The organism is Gemmatimonas sp., assembly GCF_044376735.1.
GTDB lineage: Bacteria > Gemmatimonadota > Gemmatimonadetes > Gemmatimonadales > Gemmatimonadaceae > Gemmatimonas.
Genome location: NZ_JBILKJ010000199.1, coordinates 1 through 4,249 on the forward strand (window position 1 = coordinate 1; position 4,249 = coordinate 4,249).

Annotated in this window: 2 protein-coding genes and 2 pseudogenes; 3 read left to right on the plus strand and 1 reads right to left on the minus strand. The window is 65.6% G+C overall.

The features are described 5' to 3' along the window. Both ACIRA7_RS15285 and ACIRA7_RS15290 read left to right on the plus strand, forming a co-directional pair. Nucleotides 1-783, plus strand: a pseudogene (locus ACIRA7_RS15285) (M1 family peptidase); the annotation flags it as partial. A 202-nt stretch (nt 784-985) separates the two neighbouring features. After that, nucleotides 986-2,542 carry an amidase family protein gene (locus tag ACIRA7_RS15290; RefSeq protein WP_396221705.1) on the plus strand — a complete coding sequence of 519 codons (1,557 nt, stop codon included), beginning with the start codon at nt 986-988 and terminating at the stop codon, nt 2,540-2,542. Between the two features lie 155 nt (nt 2,543-2,697). On the opposite strand, the gene argJ is transcribed toward ACIRA7_RS15290, so the two are convergent. Continuing rightward, the gene (gene argJ, locus ACIRA7_RS15295; protein WP_396221706.1) at nt 2,698-3,876 is read right to left on the minus strand and encodes a bifunctional glutamate N-acetyltransferase/amino-acid acetyltransferase ArgJ; all 1,179 of its coding nucleotides are present in this window, start codon (nt 3,874-3,876) and stop codon (nt 2,698-2,700) included. Between the two features lie 114 nt (nt 3,877-3,990). On the opposite strand from argJ, the pseudogene ACIRA7_RS15300 reads away from it, so the two are divergent. Then, nucleotides 3,991-4,249: pseudogene (locus ACIRA7_RS15300) on the plus strand (M1 family peptidase); the annotation flags it as partial.

Genomic DNA, 4,249 nt, shown 5'->3' on the forward strand with positions numbered 1-4,249 from the left:
ACCGGGCACCAGTGGTGGCCGATGGTCGTCAGCAATAACGAAACGTGGTACGGCTGGATGGACGAAGGCTTCAATCAGTACATGAACATCCTGTCCGATGCCGATGCGGCGTCGAAGGCGCCCGTGCTCGATGGCCTCGGCCAGAGCTATGGGCGCACCAGCGGTGCGGAAGCGGAGCCGCCGATGATGTGGAACGCGAATTACGCGGGCCCTGGCTACTACGGCTTCACGACGTACCAGAAGACGCCCCTCATGTTGTCCGCGCTTGGCGGCATCGTCGGCGACAGCGCCGTACAACGCGCGCATCGCGAGTGGGCGAAGGCGTGGATGTTCAAGCATCCCTCGCCGTGGGACTACATGTTCTTCATGAACACGGCGTTGGGCCGTGACCTCGGCTGGTTCTGGAACAGCTGGCTCTTCACCACCGAGAGCGTGGATGGCCGTCTCGCCAGCGTGAAAACGCAAGGCATCCGCACCACGGTGACCGTCGCGCACGACGGCAACATGCCCGCGCCGATTCTGCTCGAGGTGCGCTTCGTACCGAATGGCCCGGCGATTCGCCCCATGAAGAACGCCGTCATGACCGACAGTATCACGGCGCTCGTCACCTGGCCGGTTGATGTCTGGTTCGGTGGCCGTCGCAGTGTCGCGGTCGATCTCGTGTTCGGCGGACGGAAGATCGAACGGATCACGCTCGACCCGGCGCGACGGTTTCCTGACCGTACGCCAACCGACAATCAGTGGCTGGCCGCGACGCCCGCGGTCGTTCCCCCCGCGAAGTAGCTGCCATTCACGTCCACGGCAAAGGCCAGAACACGGATGCCACCGATGTCACGGAAGCAGCACAGATAAGCGAACGGCGCTTTTGGCTTATCCGTGTTGGTTCGGTGTGATCCGCGATCTCCGTGTTCTGGCTTTTGCTGTTCGGTGAGTATCAGCTATCGCGCCTCCTGTCGCCGCGCCGAGAAACGGGTAGCTTCGGGTCATGACCCGATACGCCCAGCTCGCCATGGCCTTGCTGCTCGCCGCGACGTCCGCCGCGACGCTCTCCGCCCAGACCGCTCGTCGCCCGTTCCGTCTGGAAGAAGCCACCATCGCGCAGATCCACGCGGCGTTCAAGGCGAAGTCGCTGACCTGCCGCGCGCTCACGACGGCCTACCTCGATCGCATCCAGGCGCTCGACAAGCGGGGGCCGGCGATTAACGCCATCGTGCTGGTGAATCCGCAGGCGCTCGCGGTGGCCGACTCGCTCGACCGGCGCTACGCCGCAACCGGACCGATCGGGCCGCTGCATTGCATCCCGATGATCGTGAAGGACAACTTCGAGACGGTCGGGATGCAGACGACGGCCGGGTCGCTGGCACTCGAGGGGTGGAAGCCGCTACAGGATGCCACGATGGTGCGGCAGATCAAGAACGCCGGCGCCATCGTGTTGGCGAAGTCGAATCTCGCCGAGTGGGCGTTCACGCCGTACGAAACGGTGAGCTCGATCCTGCCGGGCTATACGCACAATCCGTATGCGCTCGATCGGGTCACCGCGGGATCGAGCGGAGGCACCGCCGCCGCTGTCGCCGCCAGCTTCGGTGCGGTCGGACTCGGCACGGACACCGGCAATTCCATCCGTGGGCCGTCGGCGCATCAGGCACTCGTCGGCATTCGCTCCACGATGGGACTGACGTCGCGTGCCGGCGTGATCCCGCTCAACGCGTCGGCCGACGTGGCTGGTCCGATGGCACGCACGGTGGCCGATGCGGTGGCGGTGTTCGATGTCGTGGTGGGCAGTGATCCCGCCGACTCCGTCACGGCGCCGTCCGATGCCAAGCGCAGCCCCTCGTACGCCAGCTTTCTCGTGCGTGGTGCGCTCAAGGGCGCGCGCATCGGTGTGCTGCGGCAGGCCTACGAGCGGACCACGCTCGACCCCGAGGTGCAGCGCGTCTTTGATCGTGCCGTGGCTGACCTGCGCGCGCAGGGCGCCGTGATCGTCGAGGCGCGCGTCGATTCACTCGATGCCATTCAGCGCCGCCAGCAGGGCGGCTGCAACCGGTTCAAGGCCGATCTCGAGCGCTACTTCGCTGCGCGTGGTGCGAATGCACCGGTGAAGACCATCGACGAAATCATTCGCAGCCGGAAGTATCATCCCACGGTCGAACAGCGCCTGCGCGACGCGGCACAAGTGACGGAAACGCCCGAAGCCAGCGCCGGATGCCAAAGCCGCGAGCGTGTACGGTCCGCCCTGCGCGAGGCCGTGCAGCAGATGATGGATACGCTGCAACTCGACGCGGCGATCTATCCCACGTGGAGCAATCCGCCGCGCCTCATCGGCGACCTGAACACTCCGCACGGGGACAACAGTCAACTCTTCTCACCGAGCACCGGCTTCCCGGCGATCACCGTGCCGATGGGGTACACCCGCGAGAATCGACTGCCCGCCGGCGTCAGCTTCCTCGGGCGCCCGTGGAGCGAAGGACGGCTGATCCAGCTCGTGTACGACTACGAGCAGACCACGCAGCATCGTCGCGCACCCGTGCTGACGGCACGCTGATCACGTTCAATCAACGACGAAAAGCAAAAGCCAGAACACGGAGACCGCGGATTGCACGGAACCAACACGGATAAGCAAGAAGCGCTGTTCATCTTATCCGTGTTGGTTCCGCGCAATCCGCGGTCTCCGTGTTCTGGCCGTTTGCGGTTTGCCGCTCAACTGCTGTAATAACTGGCGTTCTCGTCCACGTAGCCCTTGGTGAGGTCACACCCGTACGCCACCGCTTCGCCATCGCCGACACCGAGCGCCACCGACAAGTCGACCACCTCGCGCGACAGCGTCTCGCGAACCACGGCATCGTCGAAGGCCAGTCGCTCGCCATGGCCAACGACCTGAAAGCCGTTGATCCATGCGTCGGTGGTCTCCGGCCGGATCGTGCAGTCGAAGCACTTGCCCACGGCCATCAGCAGGCGCCCCACGTTGGGGTCGGCACCGTGCACCATCGTCTTCACGAGCGGTGAATTCAGAATCGACTTGGCGACCACGTGCGCTTCCGTCTCGTTCAGCGCGCCGCGAACCGTCACGCGTACCAGATGCTCGGCGCCTTCACCGTCGCGGGCCAGAATCTCCGTCATGCGGCGGCAGCCCGCGGTGAGCACGGACAGGAATGCCGCGTCGTCCACCGTACCAGCTAATCCGTTTGCCAGAATGGCGCAGGTGTCCGACGTACTCGTGTCGGTGTCGACCGAGAGCATGTTGAACGTCGGGGCCACCGCCGCACGCAGCAGCCGATCGAGCGTCGGCGCGTCGAAGGCGGCGTCGGTGAAGATGTAGGAGAGCATCGTGGCCATGTTGGGCTCGATCATCCCCGACCCCTTCGCCACCCAGGTGATCGTGGCGTTACCGACCGATGCCGACAGCGCCTTCGGATGCGTGTCGGTCGTCATGATGCCTTCGGCGCCGACCATCGGATTGTCCTGCAGATCGGCGCCCATGCCCACCACGCCCGATTCGATCTTCTCAATGGGCAACGACACGCCGATCACGCCGGTGGAGCTCACCAGCACGCGCTCCGGCGCCGTGCCCAGTTCGGCCGCGGCCGCCACGGCCATCCGACGCGCGTGCTCGACGCCACGGGTGCCCGTCGCGACGTTGCTCACCTTGCTGTTGGCAATGATCGCCCGCAGCACACCACCCTTGATCGTCTCGCGACCGAGAATGATCGGCGCGCCGGGAAAATGATTGCGGGTAAACACGGCCGCCGCGGTGGCGTCGACCTCGCTGGCAAACAATGTCAGGTCGCGAGCCGACGGCTTGAGGCCGACATTGCGGCTGGCGCAGCGAAAGCCGCGCGGAAACACCGGCGTCGCATGAAAAGTGATGGCGGAGGACATCCCGAAAGCTACTATCATTCGGGGGTACGACGTAGCCAGCACCTCGGGACCCGTCCTTTCCCTTCGCTCCGCGTCCGCATGTTCACATGCCCTGTTCCTCAGCCGCGCGGTACGATGGCGCGTTGGCTTCCGTCGCGTGGTGCGGCGGCCCTGGCGACACTGCTCGCCGTCGCTGCTCACGTGGCCGACGCCCAGTCTGCCCCCGCCGCCGCCGCTCGGCCGCGTGCCGTGTCCGATACGTCGGTGTTCGCGCCGCTCGTATTGCCCACGGCCAACGAATCGCGAAGCGGGAGCGGCGCACCCGGTGCGAAGTACTGGCAGAACCGCGCCGACTACACCCTCGCCGCCACGCTCGATACGGCGGCTAAAGTCG